General features: G+C 72.3%; 14 protein-coding genes and 1 pseudogene. 3 read left to right on the top strand and 12 right to left on the bottom strand.

From position 1 onward, the window contains the following. The 11 genes and pseudogenes from ACFUJR_RS33330 to rsmI all read right to left on the bottom strand — a co-directional run. Nucleotides 1-616 (bottom strand): annotated as a pseudogene (locus ACFUJR_RS33330) (hypothetical protein); the annotation flags it as partial. A gap of 16 nt (nucleotides 617-632) precedes the next feature. Further along, nucleotides 633-2,516: a PQQ-binding-like beta-propeller repeat protein gene (locus ACFUJR_RS33325; RefSeq protein WP_383175725.1), complete on the bottom strand. Its 1,884-nt coding sequence runs from the start codon at nucleotides 2,514-2,516 to the stop codon at nucleotides 633-635. A gap of 135 nt (nucleotides 2,517-2,651) precedes the next feature. Then, the gene (locus ACFUJR_RS33320) at nucleotides 2,652-4,460 is read right to left on the bottom strand and encodes an ABC-F family ATP-binding cassette domain-containing protein (protein ID WP_383175728.1); all 1,809 of its coding nucleotides are present in this window, start codon (nucleotides 4,458-4,460) and stop codon (nucleotides 2,652-2,654) included. 81 nt (nucleotides 4,461-4,541) lie between these two features. Then, nucleotides 4,542-6,503 (bottom strand): protein kinase, encoded by a 1,962-nt coding sequence (locus ACFUJR_RS33315; protein ID WP_383175731.1) that lies wholly within the window; start codon nucleotides 6,501-6,503, stop codon nucleotides 4,542-4,544. 136 nt (nucleotides 6,504-6,639) lie between these two features. Continuing rightward, entirely contained in the window at nucleotides 6,640-7,944 is a 1,305-nt protein-coding gene (locus tag ACFUJR_RS33310; protein WP_383175734.1) for an acyltransferase, read from the bottom strand. 515 nt (nucleotides 7,945-8,459) lie between these two features. Next, on the bottom strand, nucleotides 8,460-9,530 hold the full coding sequence (locus ACFUJR_RS33305; RefSeq protein WP_383175737.1) for a 4-(cytidine 5'-diphospho)-2-C-methyl-D-erythritol kinase: 1,071 nt from the start codon (nucleotides 9,528-9,530) through the stop codon (nucleotides 8,460-8,462). Next, nucleotides 9,527-10,399, bottom strand: a complete 873-nt coding sequence (rsmA, locus tag ACFUJR_RS33300) for a 16S rRNA (adenine(1518)-N(6)/adenine(1519)-N(6))-dimethyltransferase RsmA (RefSeq protein WP_383175740.1) — start codon at nucleotides 10,397-10,399, stop codon at nucleotides 9,527-9,529. Before rsmA ends, ACFUJR_RS33305 begins: the two co-directional genes overlap by 4 nt. A gap of 62 nt (nucleotides 10,400-10,461) precedes the next feature. Further along, nucleotides 10,462-11,724, bottom strand: coding sequence for a ubiquitin-like domain-containing protein (locus ACFUJR_RS33295; protein ID WP_383175743.1), 1,263 nt, complete (start codon nucleotides 11,722-11,724; stop codon nucleotides 10,462-10,464). Between the two features lie 85 nt (nucleotides 11,725-11,809). Further along, complete coding sequence (locus ACFUJR_RS33290) at nucleotides 11,810-12,685, bottom strand: TatD family hydrolase (protein WP_383175745.1); 876 nt, start codon at nucleotides 12,683-12,685, stop codon at nucleotides 11,810-11,812. Nucleotides 12,686-12,794: 109 nt separating this feature from the next. Further along, nucleotides 12,795-13,265, bottom strand: a complete 471-nt coding sequence (locus ACFUJR_RS33285; RefSeq protein ID WP_383175748.1) for a hypothetical protein — start codon at nucleotides 13,263-13,265, stop codon at nucleotides 12,795-12,797. 138 nt (nucleotides 13,266-13,403) lie between these two features. Beyond that, nucleotides 13,404-14,291, bottom strand: a complete 888-nt coding sequence (gene rsmI / locus ACFUJR_RS33280; protein WP_383175751.1) for a 16S rRNA (cytidine(1402)-2'-O)-methyltransferase — start codon at nucleotides 14,289-14,291, stop codon at nucleotides 13,404-13,406. Between the two features lie 52 nt (nucleotides 14,292-14,343). Between rsmI and ACFUJR_RS33275 the strand changes: the two genes are divergently transcribed. Beyond that, nucleotides 14,344-16,086, top strand: coding sequence for a dolichyl-phosphate-mannose--protein mannosyltransferase (locus ACFUJR_RS33275; protein WP_383175754.1), 1,743 nt, complete (start codon nucleotides 14,344-14,346; stop codon nucleotides 16,084-16,086). A 296-nt stretch (nucleotides 16,087-16,382) separates the two neighbouring features. After that, nucleotides 16,383-16,835 (top strand): hypothetical protein, encoded by a 453-nt coding sequence (locus ACFUJR_RS33270; RefSeq protein ID WP_383175756.1) that lies wholly within the window; start codon nucleotides 16,383-16,385, stop codon nucleotides 16,833-16,835. A 62-nt stretch (nucleotides 16,836-16,897) separates the two neighbouring features. On the opposite strand, the gene ACFUJR_RS33265 is transcribed toward ACFUJR_RS33270, so the two are convergent. Continuing rightward, on the bottom strand, nucleotides 16,898-17,197 hold the full coding sequence (locus ACFUJR_RS33265) for a hypothetical protein (protein ID WP_383181616.1): 300 nt from the start codon (nucleotides 17,195-17,197) through the stop codon (nucleotides 16,898-16,900). Between the two features lie 123 nt (nucleotides 17,198-17,320). On the opposite strand from ACFUJR_RS33265, the gene ACFUJR_RS33260 reads away from it, so the two are divergent. After that, complete coding sequence (locus ACFUJR_RS33260) at nucleotides 17,321-18,955, top strand: penicillin-binding transpeptidase domain-containing protein (RefSeq protein WP_383181613.1); 1,635 nt, start codon at nucleotides 17,321-17,323, stop codon at nucleotides 18,953-18,955. Nucleotides 18,956-19,211 lie beyond the last annotated feature (256 nt).

Genomic DNA, 19,211 nt, shown 5'->3' with positions numbered 1-19,211 from the left:
CCTCGTCAACGTCCGCCTGGAGGCGGTCCTTGCGGGCGAGGACGATCTTGCCGTCGGCCGAGACGTCGTGCGACGCACTGCAGATCTCGGTGTCGAGCATCATCCGCCACTTCACCGTGCCGTCGACGACCGAATGGGCCGTGACCGTGCGGTACATGGCGGTGACGAGGGTGTCGCCGACCAGCCAGGGGCCGAAGACGTCGCCGGTGAGCGTGGTGACGTCGATGTCGTTCTTCCGGACCCACAGGACGGAGGCCTCCCCGGGAGCGCGGGCCGCGTTGTAGCGGTCCTTGTCGGCGGCGTCCGGGGCGGGAGGCCCCGAGGGTCCGGCCGTCGGGGTCGCCGTCCCGGAGACGGTGGGGCTCGTGGACGGCTTGGCGTCGGTGCCCCGGGAGCCCTCGTCGCGGTCCAGGGCGTACCAGGTCCCGCCGCCGACGGCGAGGAGCGCCGCCACGGCCGCCGCGATCACGGCGGCCGCGCGGCGCTTCCCGCGGACGGGTGGTGGCGGTGCCTGCGGCGGCACGACGGGGCCGGAGCCCCCGCCTCCGTACGGATTGAGTCGTCCGTACGGCCCGTACGTCGGCGCGGGCGGCTCCGGCTGTTGCGGTGTCGTCATCGGATTCGGCAGGCCCTCACTTGCTGAACGCCATCATCGTCTTGGTCTCCTTCTCCTCCGCGTCGTTACGGGCGCTGACGCGCCCCGCAGCGACGACGAAGGTGCCGCCCGAGTAGACGTAGGCCGGGTTGTAGTAGTCGTCCTCGATCTCGGCCGTCGCCAGCGGGTGCTGCTGGAGGATCTTCGGGGTGCCGCCGGTCGGGGCGATCGTGGCGACCGCGCCGCCCTTGTCGTACATCGCCTTCATGTAGACCACGACCTCCGAACCCTCCATGCGCAGCGGGGTGATCGTGCGCTCGGCGGGGGCGGCGGCGCGCCACTTCTGCTTGCCGGTGTTCAGGTCGAACGCGACGACGGCGTTGGCCTGGCGGTACTCGGAGTCCGTCGCCATGTAGAAGGTGTTGGCGTCGGCGGCCACGCCCTGACAGCCCTGGAGGTTGCGGCCGAAGATGACGAACGCGCCGCCGCCGCAGTCGGGGGCGTACTTGTCGTTGCCGCCCTGGATCTGCGAACGGAGCTTGCCGTCGGGGGTGACGGAGAAGACGGTCCACTTCTTCTCGTCACGCTGCTGGGCGGAGACGACGAGCGGATTCACCGAGTAGACCTTGTCGACCTCCCAGTTGGGCTGGAGCTTGAAGGTCCAGCGGGGCTTGCCCGTGTTCGGGTCGACCTCGCTGATCTGCTCCTGCTTCTTGCTGACGTCGCTCGTACGGCAGCTGGCCGCGGCGATCAGCTTCGCGCCGCCCGCGAACGCGTACGGCTGGCACTGGCCGGTGGCCGGCTTGCCGAAGAGCTGCTTGCCGTCGCTGAGCGAGAAGCCCCAGGAGTTGTTGGTGCCGGCCGCCGTCACGGTGGTGCCGCTGATCGCGAGCGTGATGTCGGAGAGCGAGCTGAAGCCGGTGCCCTTGTCGAGCGTCTTCTTCCATCCCGCCTTGCCGGTCTTCAGGTTGACCTGCTGCAGGACGGTGCAGTCGGCACGGTCGCCGGCCTTGTCGTTGATGCCGATCACGGTCGTGCCGTCGGCGGCGGGCTCGGGGGCCGCGGCGCACACCTCGAAGGGCAGGTCGAGGTGCCACTTGGAGGCGCCGTCGCTGAGGCCGAAGCCGCTGATGCCCTTGTACATGGCCTTGGCGACGACATCGCCGGTGACCCACGGGCCGAAGACGTCGGCGCCGTTGCGGGGCAGGTCGACGTTGTTCTTGAGCAGCCAGTTGATCTTGGCCTCGCCGGGCTTGCGGCCGGCGTTGAGGTCGTCCTCACCGTTGCGCCCCCCGCCGTCGCCGCTGCCGTCGCCCTGGTCGACGGACTCGGAGGGCTTCGGGGTGCCGCTGGTGGCGGTCGGCTTGGCGACCGGCTCGTCCTCCTCGCCACCGCTGAGCGCGAACCAGGTGCCGCCGCCGATGACGAGCGCGGCGGCCACGGCCGCGGCGACGATGACGGCGGGCTTGCCCTTGAACGGGTTCTTGCCGCCGGGGGCGGGCGCCGGGGCCGGGTAGCCGTACTGACCCGGCTGCTGACCGTACGGGCCGGGCTGCTGACCGTAGGGGCCGGGCTGCTGACCGTACGGGCCGGGCTGTTGGGGGTATCCGTAACCGGGCTGCGACGGCTGGCCGTACGGACCCGGCTGTCCCCCCTGGCCCTGCGGCCCGGGCGGTGCCCCCTGCGGGTACCCGTAACCGGGCTGCGGCGCCTGGCCGTACGGGCCCGGTGCGGCGGGCGGGGGCGTCTGAGGAGCCTGCGGCGCCTGCGGCGCCTGCGCCGGGGGAGCCTGGGGCGGCATCGGCGGGGCCTGCGGCGGCATCGGCGGCGGGTTCTGAGCCGGACCCGAGGCCGGGTCCTGAGCCTGATTCTGGTTCGGTGCGCCGAAGCCCGGCGGCTGGTTGCTGGGCGGCTGGGTCATCAGCGCGTTCCCCCTTGATGTGAGCGGGTTTTCTTTCTACCACTCACGGGATGGCGCAAAAGCGACCGGTCCACCCCTTGTTCCCAAGGGAGGACCGGCCCGTGATGCCCTCGTTATGCGTTTCGCACGGCTTCTCTACGCATCCTCCGCCAATTCCAGCCAACGCATCTCCAATTCCTCGCGCTCCCCCGCGAGTTCCCGGAGCTCCGCGTCCAACTTCGCGACCTTCTCGAAGTCGGTGGCGTTCTCGGCGATTTGGGCGTGGAGCCTGGCCTCCTTCTCGGAGACCTTGTCCAGCTGGCGCTCGACCTTCTGCAGTTCCTTCTTCGCGGCGCGCGCGTCGGCGGCCGAGAGACCGGGCTTCGCCTGCGCCGTCGTGGCGGCGGCCGGCGCCGGGACCGCGGCCTCGATCATCTTCTGCCGCCGCTCCAGGTACTCGTCGATACCGCGCGGCAGCATCCGCAGCGTCGCGTCGCCGAGCAGCGCGAAGGTGCGATCGGTGGTGCGCTCGATGAAGAACCGGTCGTGGGAGATGACGACCATGGAGCCCGGCCAGCCGTCGAGGAGGTCCTCCAGCTGGGTCAGGGTCTCGATGTCCAGGTCGTTGGTGGGCTCGTCGAGGAAGAGGACGTTCGGCTCGTCCATGAGGAGGCGCAGCAGCTGCAGCCTGCGCCGCTCGCCGCCGGAGAGGTCGCCGACGGGCGTCCACTGCTTCTCCTTGGAGAAGCCGAACTGCTCGCAGAGCTGACCGGCGGTCATCTCACGGCCCTTGCCGAGGTCGACCCGGTCGCGGATCTGCTGGACGGCCTCCAGGACGCGCAGCGTCGCGGGCAGTTCGGTGACGTCCTGGGAGAGGTAGGCGAGCCGTACGGTCTTGCCGACGACGATCTTGCCGTCCGCGGGCTGCTGCTCGCCCTGGCTGACGGCCGCGTCGGCGAGCGCCCGGAGCAGGGAGGTCTTCCCTGCTCCGTTGACACCGACCAGGCCGATGCGGTCGCCGGGCCCGAGCTGCCAGGTGAGGTGCTTGAGCAGCGTCTTGGGGCCGGCGGTGACGGTGACGTTCTCCAGGTCGAAGACCGTCTTGCCCAGGCGCGCGTTGGCGAACTTCATCAGCTCGGAGGTGTCGCGCGGCGGCGGCACGTCGGCGATCAGCTCGTTGGCGGCCTCGATGCGGTAGCGGGGCTTGGAGGTACGGGCGGGGGCGCCGCGCCGCAGCCAGGCCAGCTCCTTGCGCATCAGGTTCTGCCGCTTGACCTCCTCCGTCGCCGCGATGCGCTCGCGCTCGGCGCGGGCGAAGACGTAGTCGGAGTAGCCGCCCTCGTACTCGTGCACGTCACCGCGCTGCACGTCCCACATGCGGGTGCAGACCTGGTCGAGGAACCAGCGGTCGTGGGTGACGCAGACGAGCGCGGAGCGGCGCTCCTGGAGGTGCTTGGCGAGCCAGGCGATGCCCTCGACGTCGAGGTGGTTGGTGGGCTCGTCGAGGACGATCAGGTCCTGGTCCTCGATGAGGAGCTTGGCGAGCGCGATGCGGCGCCGCTCGCCGCCGGAGAGGGGGCCGATGACCGTGTCGAGACCCTGCTCGAAGCCGGGCAGGTCGAGGCCGCCGAAGAGTCCGGTGAGGACGTCGCGGATCTTGGCGCTGCCGGCCCACTCGTGGTCGGCCATGACGCCGATGACCTCGTGCCGGACGGTGGCCTTCGGGTCGAGGGAGTCGTGCTGCGTGAGCACCCCGAGGCGCAGCCCGCCACTGTGCGTGACACGGCCGGTGTCGGCCTCCTCCAGCTTGGCGAGCATCCGGATGAGGGTCGTCTTGCCGTCGCCGTTGCGGCCCACGACACCGATCCGGTCACCCTCGGAGACGCCGAGCGAGACGCCGTCGAGCAGGGCACGTGTGCCGTACACCTTGCTGACGGCCTCGACATTGACCAGGTTGACGGCCACTTTGACTCCTGTACGGGGGGATGGATCGACGTCCAAGGGTAGACGGCCGGGCCGGTGGGACGGGGCGCGTGATCCCCCCGCCTAGCATCGGGCGAGTGAGCCGCCGTTCTGGGTGACCTTCTCGCTGTACAGCCAGCCCTCGGTCTCCGTGCCCTGGATGCGGGCGTAGATCCACTTGTTGCCCTGGGCGTTGGTCACGTAGCAGTGGTAGTAGACCTTCGTGCCGGTCTTGATCACGGTCACGTAGGAGCACACCGAGTACGGCCCGGTGTAGAGGTGGGAGTTCTGCGACATGTCTCCGTAGCCGTCGCTACGGTTCGAGTGGGCCCAGCCGGTGCACGCCGTCGAGACGGGGGTCGGCTCCTTCACCGTGGGGGTGGGTGTGGGCTTCGCGGACGGGGACGGGGACGCGGACGGCTTCCCGGACGGCTCGGCGCCGCCGCCGGTGGTGGTCGGGGCGGGACGCGACTCCTCGCCCTTGCCCGAGGGGGTGCCGGCCGACGTGCCGTCGGGGCCCATGGACGTCAGGTTTCCGGGGGAGGTCGGGCCGTCGCCTTCGTCGCCCGGGCCGCCGCCGGACAGGTCGCCGTCGGCCGGGGCGCTCGCCGTGGAAGGTGCCGCCGCCGAGCCGCCGCCCGGTTCGTTCTCCGTGTTCATCAGTCCGTAGGCGACCCCGCCGCCGATGAGGACGGTGGCGACGGCGGCCGCGAGGACGGTACGGGTACGGCGCCGACCGGCGCGGACGGTCGCGGTGTCGGCGCGGCTTCCGGGGCCGCCGGGTATGCCGGGGTGCGGGAACGGCTGCGGGACCGGCTGCTGGAACGGCTGCGGGGCGGACTGCTGGAACGGCGCTGTCGCGGCGGGACCGAAGGCGCCGGGCGGGACGGCGGGACCGGGGGCCGGCGCCTGGAGGGGAGCGAAGTGCCGGTCCGGTACCGGAGCCGAGGGCTGCGCCTGTACGGGCGTCTGTACCGGAGCTGAGGGCTGCGCCTGTACGGGCGTCTGCACGGGAGCCGAAAGCTGGGCCTGTACGGGCGCCTGTACCGGAGCCGAGGGCTGCGCCTGTACGGGCGTCTGCACGGGCGTCTGTACGGGAGCCGAAAGCTGGGCCTGTACGGGCGTCTGTACGGCGCCGGGCGGCGGGGTCGGTGTCCCGCCGGCGGCGACCGCCTCCAGCATCTCGCGGGCCCGCGCGGCGTCGGGGCGCTGCTCGGGATCCTTGGCCATCAGTGCCCGCAGCACGGGAGCGAGCGGTCCGGCGCGCCGGGGCTCGGGCAGCTGCTCGCCGACGATGGCCGCCAGCGTGGACCAGACCGAGGTGCGACGGAAGGCCGAGGCGCCCTCCACGGCCGCGTACAGCGTCATGCCGAGCGCCCAGACGTCCGAGGCGGATCCCGGCTGCCGGCCCTGCGCGCGCTCCGGCGGCAGGTAGTCGAGGGAGCCGACGAGCTGACCGCTCTGGGTCAGCTTGGCCAGCGCCTCCTCGCCGGAGTGCTCCATGCTGGCGATGCCGAAGTCGGTGAGCACGACCCTCCCCCAGCCTCCGGCCGGGGAGAGTCCCTTCTCGCTTCGCCCCGCGCGTTCCAGGAGCACGTTCCCCGGCTTGACGTCCCGGTGCAGGACCCCGGCCCGGTGCGCCGCGTCCAGCGCGTCCATCAGCCTGGCGCCGATCGCGGCCACCTCGCGCGGGTCCAGCGGGCCGCGCTCGGTCAGCACCTCGTCGAGGGAGGGGCCGTCGACCAGCTCCATGACGATGACGGGCAGCCCCCGCTCCTCGACGACGTCGTGCACGGTGACCACGCCGCTGTGCCGGATCCGGGCGGCGGCCTGCGCCTCGCGCTCCATCCGTACCCGCAGATCGGCGAGTTCGGCGGGGGAGGCGTCGGTGTAGGCCCGCAGGACCTTGACGGCGACCTCGCGGTTCAGCACCTGGTCCACCGCCCGGGCGACCACTCCCATGCCACCGCGCCCGATCATCGCGGTCACGCGGTAGCGCCCGCCCAGCACCTCGCCGACCAGCTCCGCGCCGTTCGCCCCCGTCACGTGTCACGCTCCGATCCGTCGTACGCCGTCGATGTCGCCCTGTGGAGGGACCAGCGTAGGCCTACGCGGAGGGGCTCCCCCCGACGGCCCCGGACCGACCCCGCGAACCATGACGCACCGTCAGCACGACGCGACGTCAGGGAGTGCGCTGCCCCGGGATCCGCGCGCGGCCCGCCCGTTCGACGAGCAGCCAGCCCACGAGGGCCATCGCGACGGCGGCCGGGGCGGTGACGCGGACGGCGACCAGGGTGGCCGCGTGGCCCTCCAGGAGGCCGCCGAAGCCGGTCATCGACAGGCCGAGGACGCCGAAGAGGGCGAGGGTGACGCCGAGAGCGGCGAGGGGGGCTGATCCGGCGGGCGGGCGATGGGCGGCGGGGCGTTCGAAGCGGCGGAAGGCGGCGACCAGCAGGCCGGTGAGGACGGCCGCGGCGGCGATGCGGAGGGGAACCTGGGCCCACCAGGCGCCGGTTGCGGGCGCGGGCAGCGTCACGTCGAGGGCGAGGAACGCGCCGTACACGCCGAGCATCGCGGTCAGATGCCACAGGAACGCGGTCATGGCGATCCCGTTGGCGGCGACGATCTTCCGCCAGACGCCCGCACGGGCCGCGAACCGGGCGCCCGGGCCCTTCAGCAGCTCCACCGCGCCTACCAGCCAGAGGCCGTGCGCGAGCAGGGCGAGGGTCGGCGGGGCCATGTTCGAGACCTTCTCACCGGGCATCCCGACCATGGAGAGCGGGTACGGCCCGAGGGCGACGAGGAGACCCGCGCCGAGCAGCCCGCCGGCGGCGAGGGCGCCGGGACGGCGGATCATGCCGTCGGCCCTGAGGAAGCCGAGCTGATGGACGGCCAGCCAGACGAACGCGAAGTTGAGGAACTCGACGAACGGCACATCGAACGCGAACCGCAGCACGTCCACGGCGACCGCCCCGCCCGCGAGCGCGGCGAAGGCGCCCCGGCCCCACCTCTCGTGGAGCCTCAGGAGCGGCGGCGTGAACGCCACCATGGCGAGGTAGATCCCGATGAACCAGAGAGGCTGGGTGACGAGCCGCAGCGCGACCCCGGTCAGCCCCCCGTCCGCACCGAGCAGCTGGATCACGAGCGCGGCGCTCCCCCACACGGCGACGAACACCATCGTCGGGCGCAGGAGCCGCTGGAGCCGGGCGCGCAGGAAGGCGGCGTAGGCGGGGCGCGAGCGGTAGGCGAGGGCGTGGGAGAAGCCGCCCACGAAGAAGAAGACGGGCATGACCTGCAGCGCCCAGGTCACGACCTGGAGTTCCGGCACGACCACCAGCAGGTTTCCCACCTGCCCGTCGGCCCCCACGGCGGCCATCAGCCAGTGGCCGAGGACCACGACCCCGAGCGAGGCGACCCGCAGCAGGTCGACGTAGCGGTCCCGCGTCGCGGGGGTGGCGGCGGCGAGTTCCCGAGCGCTGATTCCCATGCGGGTACAGTCCCGCCCGGAGGCGGGCCCCCGGCAGCGCTCGGATACTCAACTCGGTTCTGAGTACGGGCCGACCGGCCCCACCTCGCGCCGTGCATGTGTCCGACACCGACCGCCGGAACCTGTCGCGCATCCCCGTACGCCCCGACGGGACGCACACGGTCGTGCGCACGGAGGGGGACGGGCCGTCCGACCCGACGTCCGTGGCGGTGCGCGGGAGGACCGTCCACGTGACCAGCGCGTCCTTCCTCAGGGAGACACCGGACCCGAACCCGCTCCTGGCCACGCTGAGGAAGCGCCGGCCGGCTGCCCGCCCACGCCGAGGGAGGGCTAGGTCGTGTCGTCAAAGTCCCGGCTGCCCGGCGGCGCCTGGCACGCACGCTCGCCGCGTTGTCGGTCGTCGGCGCAGCCCGCTGCGCTCTCCTCCCTCCGCTCACGCTCCCCCAAGCTCTCGGCTGCGCTCGAGCAGGGGGACCCCCATGACGCCGCCGGGCCCGCCCTTCGGGCGGACGACGCTACTTCGACGACACTCCCTGGCGGACCGTCGCGCCCGGCGCCGGCGACGTGGCCACGCGGGCCGTGCGGCAGGTGCCGGAGGCCATCAGGGCGTCGGCGACGGCGCGGGCCGCGTCCTCGTCCTTCACCAGGAACGCGGTCGTCGGGCCCGAGCCCGACACCAGGGCAGCCAGGGCGCCGGCGGCCGTGCCGGCCTCCAGGGTGGCGTTCAGGGCGGGCCGCAGGGAGACGGCGGCCGGCTGGAGGTCGTTGGCCAGGGCACCGGCCAGCGCGGTCGTGTCGCCGGTGCGCAAGGCGTCCAGGAGCGCCGGGGAGGCGGCGGGCTCGGGGACGGCGACCCCCTCGGTGAGGCGGTCGAACTCGCCGAACACCACGGGCGTCGACAGCCCGCCGTCGGCGACGGCGAAGACCCAGTGGAACGTGCCGCCCACCGGCAGCTCCGTCAGCCTCTCGCCCCGGCCGAGACCGAGCGCCGCGCCGCCGACCAGGCTGAACGGCACGTCGCTGCCGAGTTCGGCGCAGATCTCCAGGAGTTCGGCGCGGGAGGAGTCCAGGCCCCACAGCGCGTCGCACGCGAGCAGCGCGCCCGCTCCGTCCGCGCTGCCGCCCGCCATGCCGCCGGCGACGGGGATGTCCTTGGCGATGTGGAGGTGCACGTCCGGGGAGATCCCGTGCCGGGCGGCGAGCAGCTCCGCCGCGCGCGCGGCCAGGTTGGTCCGGTCCAGCGGCACCTTGTCGGCGTCGCGGCCCTCGCAGGTGACGGTCAGCTCCTCGGCGGGCGTCGCGGTCACCTCGTCGTACAGCGAGACGGCGAGGAAGACGTTGGCCAGGTCGTGGAAGCCGTCCGGGCGCGCCGCGCCGACCGCCAGCTGGACGTTGACCTTGGCGGGCACCCGCACGGTGACGCTCCGCCCCGCGGCGGAACCCGCGGCGCGGCTCGCGCCCGCACCGCTGCCGTCGAGGACGCCCCGCTCGGCACCGGCACCGGCACCGGGCCGCGTGCGCTCGTCGGCCGTGCTCCCGTCCGCGCCCGCGCCCTGTCCCGTGCCCACCGGACCCGTACCGCTCACGCCTTCGCCTCCGCGATCCTCGCGAACTCCTCCACCGTCAGGGCCTCGCCCCGGGCCTGCGGGGAGATGCCCGCCTTGACCAGGGCCTCCTCAGCCGCCGCGGGCGAGCCCGCCCAGCCGGCGAGCGCGGCCCGCAGGGTCTTGCGGCGCTGCGCGAACGCCGCGTCGACCACCGCGAAGACCTCCGCCTTCGACGCGGTCGTGGCGACCGGCTCCGCACGCCGGACCAGCGAGACGAGGCCCGAGTCGACGTTCGGCGCCGGCCAGAAGACGTTGCGGCCGATCGCACCCGCCCGCTTCACCTCGGCGTACCAGTTCGCCTTCACCGACGGCACGCCGTACACCTTGTTGCCCGGACTGGCCGCCAGCCGGTCCGCGACCTCCGCCTGGACCATCACGAGCGTGCGCTCGATCGTCGGGAAGCGGTCGAGCATGTGCAGCAGGACCGGCACGGCCACGTTGTACGGCAGGTTCGCGACGAGCGCCGTCGGGGCGGGGCCCGGCAGCTCCTGGACGTCCATCGCGTCGGAGTGGACCAGCGCGAAGTGGTCCTTCTTCGCCGGCAGCCGGGCCGCGATCGTCGACGGCAGCGCGCCCGCCAGGATGTCGTCGATCTCGACGGCCGTCACCCGGTCCGCGGCCTCCAGGAGCGCCAGTGTCAGCGAGCCGAGTCCGGGGCCCACCTCCACGACCACGTCGTCGGGGCGCACCTCGGCCGTGCGGACGATCCGCCGCACGGTGTTGGCGTCGATGACGAAGTTCTGGCCCTTCTGCTTCGTGGGGCGCACGCCGAGGACGGCGGCCAGTTCACGGATGTCGGCGGGGCCGAGGAGGGCGTCGGGGCCTTCGGGGCCGGTGGTGGTGCTCACCGGTACAGCCTAACGACCTTGCCCACGACCCCGCTCCCTGTCGCGGGCGAGGTCGTGGCGGCTCACCGGTGGAGCCTTCGGCCGCAGTGCGGCCAGGGGCTCGCACCGCGCTGCACGTAGAGCTTCTTCGCCCGGTACGTCTGCTCCGAGGCCGACGCGTTCTGCGCGACCCCGCTGCCGCCGAGCGAGCGCCAGGTGCCGGGGTCGAACTGGTAGAGCCCGCCGTACGTCCCCGAGGGGTCGACCGCGTTCGGCCGGCCGCCGGACTCGCAGGCGGCGAGCGCGCCCCAGTCGAGCCCGTCCGCGCCCGCGACCGAGGTGGGCAGCGGCCGGGTACCGACCCTCACCTTCCGGCTGACGGGCTCGCGGACGATCTCCTCGCCGGTCTTCCTCGGCTTCTGCCGGACGCCGTTGACGGTCCGCAGGCTGTACGTGACGCGGCGCACGCCCTGGACGCCCTGCCGCTCCACGACCTCCATGCCCGCGAAGAGCTCGGGGTCACGGCTCCGCTCGACCGCGTACGGGATCGGCTCCTCGCGGATCTGCCGGGTGCCGGTGATCCGCAGGACGGTGATCGTCTGGCCGTCGCGCGGGAAGGAGCCGGGCGGTACGGAGGTGGTGTCCTGGCCGGAGAGCGTGATCCCGGCCTCCTCGACGGCCTCGCGGACGGTGGCGGCGTTGGTGCGCAGGGTCCGTTCGCGGCCGTCGGCGAGGAGGGTGACGGTCCGTTCGGTGCGGACGTCGAGGGCGAGGCCCCGGCGGGAGATGGGGGCCGTACGGGAGACGGAGAGGTACGCGCCCTCGGCCCTGACGCCGAGCTGGCGCAGGGCGCCGTCGACGGTCCTGGCGGTGGTCCACACCTGGCGACGCTGCCCGTCGAGGGTGAGGGCGACGGGCCGGCCGTAGCGGACGACGACCTCGTCGCCGCTGGTCAGGGCCGCGCCCGGGGCGGGGGCGACGATGTCGCGCGAGCCGACGGCGAGGCCCTCGTCCGCCAGCAGCTCGTCGACATCGTCGGCGAAGGTGTGCAGGGTGCGCGGGACGCCGTCGACGGAGAGCCGGATCGCCTTGTCGTTGGCGACGAAGGCGCTGGTGCCGCCTGCCAGGAAGGCGACGACGAGAGCTTGCGGGACGATGCGCCGCAGGCTCTCGCCCCGGCCCGTCCTGGCCTTGCGGCGGCGGGCCGCGCGCCGGACCTCGGCGCGCGGGCCCTGGCCCGGTACGAGTACGGCCGCCTGCGTCGGCTGCTCGTGGACGGGCACGGGCGGCGGCCCGGTCGTCGCCGACCTCCGCCCGGCTCGGTGACTGCCCTGGGAAGTACTCACGAGGCCGGGACCCTAGCCCCGGCGGCGGTCACTCTCCCCGACGACCCGACTACAAAACGTAACCGTTATGCATCGGTGACCGAAATCAGTAGTCGAAGGCGCTCGCCGTGTTCACGGCGAGCGCCTCGCAGAGCTCCTCCTCCGTGATCCCGCGCACCGCCGCCATCGCGCGGACGGTGACCGGGATGAGGTACGGCGCGTTCGGCCGGCCCCGGTACGGCGCCGGGGTCAGGAACGGGGCGTCCGTCTCGACCAGGACGAGGTCCAGCGGGGCGACCGCGAGGGCGTCGCGCAGGGGCTGGGCGTTCTTGAAGGTCATGTTGCCGGCGAAGGACATGTAGTAGCCCTTCGCGGCACAGATCTCCGCCATCTCGCCGTCGCCGGAGTAGCAGTGGAAGACGGTCCGCTCCGGCGCGCCCTCCTCGTCGAGGACCCCCAGGACGTCGGCGTGGGCCTCGCGGTCGTGGATCACGAGCGCCTTGCCGTGCCGCTTGGCGATCTCGATGTGCGCGCGGAAGGAGCGCTCCTGGGCCGCCATGCCCTCGGGACCGGTACGAAAGTAGTCGAGGCCGGTCTCGCCGACCGCGCGGACGTGGGGCAGGGCGGCGAGGCGGTCGATCTCGGCGAGCGCGTCGTCCAGTGCGCCGTCCCCGCCCGCCCGTCGACGGGCCCCCTGGCGCGACCAGCCTCCCTCAGGATCCCCGAGCACGATCCGGGGCGCCTCGTTGGGGTGCAGGGCGACGGCGGCGTGCACGTTCTCGTGGGCGGCCGCGGTCTCGGCGGCCCACTGGGAGCCCTTGATGTCACAGCCCACCTGGACGACGGTCGCGACCCCGACGGCGGCGGCCTTGGTGAGGGCCTCCTCGACGGTGCCGGACTGCATGTCCAGGTGCGTGTGGGAATCCGCCACCGGGAGCGGGAGCGGTTCGGGCAGCGGCGGCGGGGCGTCCTTCGAACTCATGGCCCCGATCGTACGAGGGGCCATGGGTTCACGGGCGAACGGCCGGTGCTCGCGGGGGGACGGCCGGTGCTCGCGGAGGCCGGCCGGTCCTCGCGGTGGACGGCTCGGGTCAGTGCCTGCGCCGGAACCGGTGCATGAGGTTCGACAGCCACCCCCGGGGCTCCGCCGTGACGTGCACGGGACCGGGAGCGTCCCCCGCGCCCGGCGCCGGGCGCTCCTCGCGCTCCAGGTCTTGCCCGATCGGACCCGCCAGGCCGATCGGCCCGGCCGGGGTGGCCGGCCTGTGCGGCGTTCCCGGGACGTTCCGGTGATGGGCCTCTTCCCACGAGGCCAGGACCGAGGTGACCTGCCCCGCGCGCATGATGCGGACGACGTGTCCGCCGCAGTTCATGCAGGTCGGACTGGACAGCGGTGAGGGAACCCGCTCACCACCGGCCTTGTAGATGATGAATTCACGGCCGGCGCCGTCGACGTGGTGCTCGATGTCGTACGCCTGCTCCCAGCCGTACCCGCAGCGCATGCAGGCGAAGGCGTACGCCTCATGGGCGACGGGTATGCCGGTGCCGGTGATCTCGCTCATGCCAGCTCCTCTCCACCGACCAGTGGACGCCTTTTCGGGCCGGAGCGCATCAGCGCCGGACGAACCATGGAACGTCCTTTTGCGTTCCCTTGCCCTCAGGCCCTCAGGAGGCCCGCCGCGCGGGTTTCGCTTTGCCTTTCACGATAGCTCTTTACCTTTTCCGGGGCCTGTCGCAGCCGCGTTCTTTGCCGCGACGACGGCATCGAACACCTCGCGCTTGGGCAGGCCCGCGTCGGCGGCGACCGCCGCGATGGCCTCCTTGCGCCGCTCCCCCGCCTCCTCGCGCACCCGCACCCTGCGCACCAGCTCCTCGGCGTCGAGCTCGGCGGGCGCGGCTTCGGGGGCGCCCTCGACGACGACGGTGATCTCACCGCGTACGCCCTCGGCGGCCCACTCCGCCAGCTCGCCCAGGCCGCCGCGCTTGACCTCCTCGTACGTCTTGGTCAGCTCGCGGCAGACGGCGGCGCGGCGCTCGGCGCCGAAGACCTCGGCCATCGCGGCGAGCGTGTCGTCGAGCCGGTGCGGGGCCTCGAAGTAGACGAGCGTCCTGCGCTCGTCGGCGACCTCGCGCAGTCGTCCGAGCCGCTCGCCGGCCTTGCGCGGCAGGAAGCCCTCGAAGCAGAAGCGGTCCACGGGCAGCCCGGAGAGGGCGAGTGCGGTCAGCACGGCGGAGGGGCCGGGCACGGCGGTGACCTTGATGTCCTGCTCGACGGCGGCGGCGACCAGACGGTAGCCGGGGTCGGAGACGGACGGCATGCCCGCGTCGGTGACCAGGAGCACCCGCGCGCCGCCGGCGAGCGCCTCGACCAGCTCGGGCGTACGGGCGGACTCGTTGCCCTCGAAGTACGAGACGACCCGGCCCGAGGTGTGCACGCCGAGGGCGCGGGTCAGGCCGCGCAGCCGCCGGGTGTCCTCCGCCGCGACGATGTCGGCGGTCTCCAGCTCGGCCGCGAGCCGCGGCGGGGCGTCCGCGATGTCCCCGATGGGAGTCCCTGCAAGTACCAGCGTTCCTGTCACATGGGTCATCCTCGCAGCCCGGAGAGGCGACGCGCACAGGCGCGTTCCCTACGATGGCGCGGTGACCAGTACCGCACCCGAGACCCTGCAGGGTCAGCGCGCCGTGGAAGAGCCTCCGTCGTGGCAGCAGCGTCTGCGGCGCTTCGGCTACACGCCCCCCGCCGGGCGCGCCGCCGGACCGGGGCTGCGGGAGCGTCTCGTACCGCCGTACACCCGGCCCTCGCAGGGGATGTGGTCGCTGCTCGGGCTCTCGCAGCGCGCCGGTGACCGGGTGTGGCGGCTGGCCGCCTGGGGCGGTCCGCTGCTCGTCGCTCTGCTCGCGGGGGTCTTGAGGTTCTGGAACCTGGGCAAGCCGCACGCGGTGATATTCGACGAGACGTACTACGCCAAGGACTCCTGGGCGCTGATCAACCAGGGCTACGAGGGGGCGTGGCCGAAGGACGTCGACAAGTCGATCCTGGTCGACCCCGACGCGGTCGCGATCCCCGCCGACCCGGGCTATGTGGTCCATCCGCCGATGGGCAAGTGGGTCATCGGTCTCGGTGAGAAGATCTTCGACTTCACACCGTTCGGCTGGCGCTTCATGGTGGCGCTGCTCGGCACGCTGTCCGTGCTGATGCTGTGCCGGATCGGGCGGCGGCTGTTCCGCTCGACGTTCCTGGGGTGTCTGGCCGGTCTGCTGCTCGCGGTGGACGGCCTGCACTTCGTGATGAGCCGGACGGCACTGCTCGACCAGGTGCTGATGTTCTTCGTGCTCGCCTCCTTCGGCTGTCTGGTCGTGGACCGCGACTGGGCGCGCAGGAAGCTGGCGGGAGCCCTGCCCGTGGACGGGGAGGGGGTCCTCCGGCCGGACGCGGCGGTCGCGGAGACGCTGCGGCTCGGCTGGCGGCCGTGGCGGATCGCGGCGGGCGTCTCGCTGGGGCTCGCGGCGGCGACCAAGTGGAACGGCCTGTACGTGATGGTCGCCTTCGGGCTCCTCACGGTGCTGTGGGACGTGGGCGCCCGGCGTACGGCGGGCGCGTTCCGCCCGTACGCGGCGGTGCTGAGGCGCGACCTGATCCCGGCGTTCGTCTCGGTGGTGCCGGTCGCGATCGTCACGTACCTGGTCACGTGGACGGGCTGGATCGTCACGGACAAGGGGTACTTCCGCAACTGGGCGGCGGAGCAGGACAAGGTGAACGGCGGCGGCTTCTGGTCGTGGCTGCCGGACTGGCTGCGGAGCCTGTGGCACTACGAGAGCGAGGTCTACACGTTCCACGTGGGCCTGAACTCACCGCACACGTACGAGTCGAACCCCTGGAGCTGGATCGTCCTGGGCCGCCCTGTCTCGTACTTCTACGAGTCCCCGGCCCCCGGCCGGGCCGGCTGCCCGACGACGGCGACGGAGAAGTGCGCCCAGGAGGTCCTGGCCCTGGGCACGCCGCTGCTGTGGTGGGCGGCGTGCTTCGCGATCCTGTACGTCCTGTGGCGCTGGTTCTTCCGCCGGGACTGGCGCGCGGGCGCGATCGCGTGCGGGATCGCGGCGGGCTGGCTGCCGTGGTTCCTCTACCAGGAACGCACCATCTTCCTTTTCTACGCGGTGGTCTTCGTCCCGTTCCTCTGTCTCGCGGTGACGATGATGATCGGCGCGATGATCGGCCCGGCGGGCTCCTCGGAAAGGCGCCGGACGTTCGGGGCGGTGGCGGCGGGTGTTCTCGTTCTCCTCATCGTGTGGAATTTCATCTACTTCTGGCCGCTGTACACGGGCACGTCGATTCCGCTGGAGCAGTGGCGCAACCGGATGTGGCTCGACACGTGGGTCTAGCTGCTGAGACACCCCAAGAGGGCCCGACTGCCGGTCGGGCCCTCTTGGTCGTTGCCGGTGGCTTCCGGTGGCCATCGGCGGCCCACAGACGGCCCGGGGAGGGCCCCGGAGCGCCTGCCAGCGCTAGCGCGGGCATCTGATCCGTCGGCCGCTGAAGCCACGATCCCGTCGCCTACTCACACGACTCCGCACCAACGTCCCGGCGCAGGGCTTCCACTCGGGTGGCCGCTCGCGGTCGCGGTGCGAACAAGGCAAGGCGAGACTGTGTCAGAGGCGGCGGCCCACCCTCGTGGTGCATGACGGTCGCAGCTCTGTTCAGGAAGGTGGAGACCATGGCGGAGTTGTCCGGCGGGGCGCGGAAAGGTACGACGCGGTCCCACGACAGCCAATGGGTTACCGGCCCGCACTTCTTCGCGGGGGTGGCTCTGGAGTTGAGTGGGACGCTCAGCGTTCTCATGGGCGCCGCCAGCATCGGACAGGCATCCATCTTCAGCGCACCCGGGTACGCCTACCGTTTCGACGTGACGGCCTGGGGCTGGCTGCACGTGGTCATCGGGGTCGTGCTGATCGCTGCGGGGCTGGGGGTGCTGCTCGGCCAGAGCTGGGCCAAGGGCGCCGGTGTGGCGGTGGGTGCGGTGAGCCTCATCAGCCAATTCATGTTCATCCCGTACTACCCGGGGTGGTCGATCATCGTGATGGTCCTCGACCTCGCCGCCATTTGGGCACTGGCAAGATTTAGCGCGACGTAGAGCGCGTCCCTGGCGGGGGCGTGAGCGAAGGAAGGGCGCGGCCGGCCGGCCGCGCCCTTCCTCTATTCCGCCTGTGCCCACTGCACGGCGGTGCCGTAGGCGATGTAGTTGTCGGTGTACATCCCGACCGCGATGATCGACACACCCAGCACACCGTCGGCGCCGTAGTGGCTCGCCCGCCGCTGCATGCTCAGCACGGCCTCCATCGGGGTCGCCCTCCTGTCTCCGGCGGCTACGCCCAGGACGGTGTGCGGGTGGGGCGGTGCGTCCACCGTCGCCGTGTAGAAGCCGATGGCGGCTTCACCCGCGGCCGTCTCCCTCCGCTCTCGTTCTTCGAGTTCCCTCTTCGTCTTTCGGTCCATGGCGCCATCCTCTCGCGACGCGCACGCGTGTTCGGCGGATGTCGAGTGACAGCGACCGGGCCGAGTGCTTGACTGAATGGACTTGTGGGGCTAGCGGGGCTTCTGGGGAGGGGAACCACAGAGATGCGCAGTGGTACGAAAGTCGCGATCGTCGGCGGAGTCTTCGTCGTCGTCGGGAGCGGCGTCGCCTACGGGGGCTACAACCTCTGGCAGGGCATCAGCGGAGGCTCCGGCGGAGGCGTTTCCGCCGCCTCGTCGGAGGAGAGACGGTCCGGGCCCGTCACCGGGGACGAGGTCACCGGCACCGCCGAGGAGTTCCTCGCCGCGTGGGCGGCGGGTGAGCCCGAGCGGGCCGGGCAGCTGACCAACAACCCCGTCGCCGCCGGGCCCGTGGTGGCCGACTTCGGCGTGGGCGCGAAGGTCTCCAAGGCCGAGATCACCGCGGGCACACCGGTCGGCCCGAAGGTGCCGTTCACGGTGAACGCGACCGTCACGTACGAGGGGCAGTCGAAGCCCTGGAGGTACGACTCCGAACTGACCGTCGTGCGCGGTCTCTCCACCGGGCGACCGCTCGTCGACTGGAAGCCGGCGGTCATCCACCCGAAGCTCACCGAGGGCGCGACCCTGCACACCGGTGCCGCGCAGGTCGGCGAGATCAAGGCCGTCGACCGTAAGGGCGTGGAGCTGACGGCGCAGAAGTACCCCTCCCTCGGGCCGATCCTGGAGCAGCTGCGCGAGAAGTACGGGGCGAAGGTCGGCGGGCAGCCGGGGGTCGAGACCTGGATCGAGTCAGGCCCGCAAGGCACCGCGAACACCACGCTCGTGACCCATGTGAAGGGCAGGCCCGGGCGTCTGGAGACGACCATCGACGCGCAGGCGCAGGCGGCGGCCGAGCAGGCGGTGAAGCAGTACGGTCAGGCGTCGGTGGTGGCGGTCAAGCCGTCCACGGGCGAGATCCGGGCGGTCGCCAACAGCCCTTCAGGCGGCTTCAACGCGGCCTTCGAGGGCCGGCAGGCGCCGGGCTCGACCCTGAAGATCGTCACGGCGGCGATGCTCCTGGAGAAGGGGCTCGTCACGGCGAACGGGGTCGCCCCCTGCCCGAAGGAGGTCCGGTACTACACCCGGACCTTCCACAACCTCGACCACTTCGCGCTCGGGAACGTCCCGTTCTCACGGAGCTTCGCCAAGTCCTGCAACACCGCCTTCATCAAGCTGATCGACGACGTGGACGACGACTCGGCGCTCGGCAAGGAGGCCAGGGACGTCTTCGGGATCGGCCTCGACTGGAAGACGGGCGTCCGGTCCGTCGACGGGTCCGTCCCCGAGGAGACGCAGGGCGCGGCGGCGGAGCAGTACATCGGGCAGGGCACCGTGCAGATGAACGCCCTCAACATCGCCTCGATCACCGCCACCGCGAAGTACGGGACCTTCAAGCAGCCGTTCCTGGTGTCGAAGGAGCTGGACGGGCGGACCTTCGCCCAGGCCTCGCGCTCCCTGCCGGACTCGGTCTCCAGCCAGCTGCGGGCGATGATGCGGGCGGCGGCCACCGGCCAAGGCACCGGCGCGAAGGCGATGGCCTCGGTCGGCGGGGTCAAGGGCGCGAAGACCGGATCGGCCGAGGTCGACGGCCAGGCCACCTCCAACAGCTGGTTCGCCGGCTACTCGGACGACCTCGCCTCGGCGGCGGTGGTCAGCGAGGGCGGGCACGGTGGGGACTCGGCGGGCAAGGTCGTGGCGAGCGTGCTGCGGGCGGGCTAGGGCGTGTGGCGAAAGTAGCGCCGTCCGCCCGAAGGGCGGGCCCCGCGGCGTCTGGTGCGTGCGACCGCAAGGCGGAGGGTCGCCCTCGTACCGGGCGTACTCGGACGACCCCGACAACGCGGCGAGCACGCGTGCCAGGCGTCGCGGGGCAGGCGGGACTTTCGCCACACGACCTAAGCTTGACTCTGTCGGTGATCTTGAAGTGGCGGTCAGTTGCCGGTCGTTCGCCATGACTGCGTACGAGGGATTTGAAGTC

This window comes from Streptomyces sp. NPDC057271 (assembly GCF_042668715.1).
Taxonomy (GTDB): Bacteria; Actinomycetota; Actinomycetes; order Streptomycetales; family Streptomycetaceae; genus Streptomyces.
Note: the sequence above shows the minus strand (reverse complement) of the source record. Positions and strands in the feature narration are given on the sequence as shown.